This window comes from Peterkaempfera griseoplana (assembly GCF_001418575.1).
Classification (GTDB): domain Bacteria; phylum Actinomycetota; class Actinomycetes; order Streptomycetales; family Streptomycetaceae; genus Peterkaempfera; species Peterkaempfera griseoplana.
This window is the reverse complement of the sequence record NZ_LIQR01000748.1, coordinates 1-1353: the sequence shown is the minus strand read 5'-3', so window position 1 is coordinate 1353 and position 1353 is coordinate 1. Positions and strand designations below refer to the sequence as shown.

Annotated in this window: 2 protein-coding genes; both read right to left on the bottom strand. The window is 71.5% G+C overall.

Going from position 1 to position 1353, the window contains the following annotated elements; all coding sequences use genetic code 11:
• Positions 1–386: 386 nt before the first annotated feature.
• Positions 387–599: a helix-turn-helix domain-containing protein gene (locus AOK09_RS36335; protein WP_055591432.1), complete on the bottom strand. Its 213-nt coding sequence runs from the start codon at positions 597–599 to the stop codon at positions 387–389.
• Between the two features lie 58 nt (positions 600–657).
• Positions 658–1284, bottom strand: a complete 627-nt coding sequence (locus AOK09_RS36330) for a hypothetical protein (protein WP_055591431.1) — start codon at positions 1282–1284, stop codon at positions 658–660.
• Positions 1285–1353 lie beyond the last annotated feature (69 nt).

Sequence of the window (1353 nt, the reverse complement as noted above, 5' to 3'; positions counted from 1 at the left end):
GGCCCGGCCCCCGCCCAGCGGCCGAGATCGCCGTTGCCGCCAGGGTGGCGAAGGAGGTGGCGAGGACCCAGTCCCCGGCCCGCACGGCGGGCGTCGTCCCGGAAGCCAGCGCCACCCAGACGACGAAGGCGCCACGGTAGCCGGCGGAGTGCCACGCCGGCATCCGCCCCAGGCCATCGAAGACCGCCCGCCGCGCCGTCCACTCGACCGCAGTTCAGGGCCGACCAGCCGACCACGGCTGGCCGGCCCTACGGCGTGCGCCGGACAACGCAGCTACAGATGTTGTGCGCGGGACTTGGACCGGACCGATATGGGCAGGTGTCGGGCAACTCGGAACCGTTCCCCTGTAGCGCCCACTGGCCGCCGCCGGTCCGGGCATGGTCCGCTCAGGCCAGGCGGTGATCCACGTCGTTGGCCTTGGAGATCGCGAGGATGTGGTCGGCGCGGAAACGGATCCGGCCAGCGACGATCGTGTGGGCGATCCGCTTGGCGTGGGCCTGCTCCAGGGTCCAGCGAGGGGAGCAGCCGAAGATCGCGGCGACCTCGGTGGCGGTGTAGTGGCGCAGGGTCGAGTCGTCGGGCTGGATGGGGTCGGCCATGGGGAGTCGATTCTCTGGGCAGCGCAGCGCCCCGCCGACGGGGGTGGGCGGGGCGCGGTCAGCTGCCGTCCTGGATCTCCTTGACCCGCGCAGTGATCGCATCGAGCTCGTGCGTCGCCTCCACGACTTCCGTCGTCGACTGCGTGAGGAGGTCGGCGTCCATGCCGGAGGCGCCGGCGATGCAGTGCGCGGCGGCCTTCTGGTAGATGGACAGTGCCTTGGCCCAGTGGGTTTGGGCTTCGCTGTCGGGGATGGGGGTGTCGCTGCGGGCGTCGCCGACGTCGGTGGAGAGGCTGGTGCAGCCGTCAGCTACACCTTGGACGTCTTGGGTGCTGGCGCTGCGGGAGATGGCGCTGGTGTCTGTAATGATGCTGTTGAGGTGGTCTTGGCCGCCGCTGGTGAACCAGGTGTAGAGGTCTGCTGCGGTGCCGCCGGACGGGGTTTGGTCGGTGTCGCTGCTGTCGGCTCCGCTGTCGGTGGGGGTGTCGTCGTCGGCGCCTGCCGCTGGGCTGTCGCTGCTGCTGCTCGTAGCTGTCGTGGAGTCGCCGCTGTTGTTGCCAGCGACGGAGGCGATGCCGCCGATGATGAGGCCGAGGAGGAGGATGCCGCCACAGCCGAGGGCTGCGAGTTTGCCGCGGTTCTTGGGCGGCTGGGGCTGCGGGGGGACCCAGGCGGGGCCGGGCATGCCGGGATGTCCGGGAGGCGGTGGGTATCCCGCGCCGGGTGGCGGTGGGAAGCCCGCGGGGGGCTGCTG

Bases quoted from the DNA above. Each gene is read 5' to 3' on its own strand.
- AOK09_RS36335 (WP_055591432.1), bottom strand. From the start codon at position 599: ATGGCCGACCCCATCCAGCCCGACGACTCGACCCTGCGCCACTACACC.
- AOK09_RS36330 (WP_055591431.1), bottom strand. From the start codon at position 1,284: ATGCCCGGCCCCGCCTGGGTCCCCCCGCAGCCCCAGCCGCCCAAGAAC.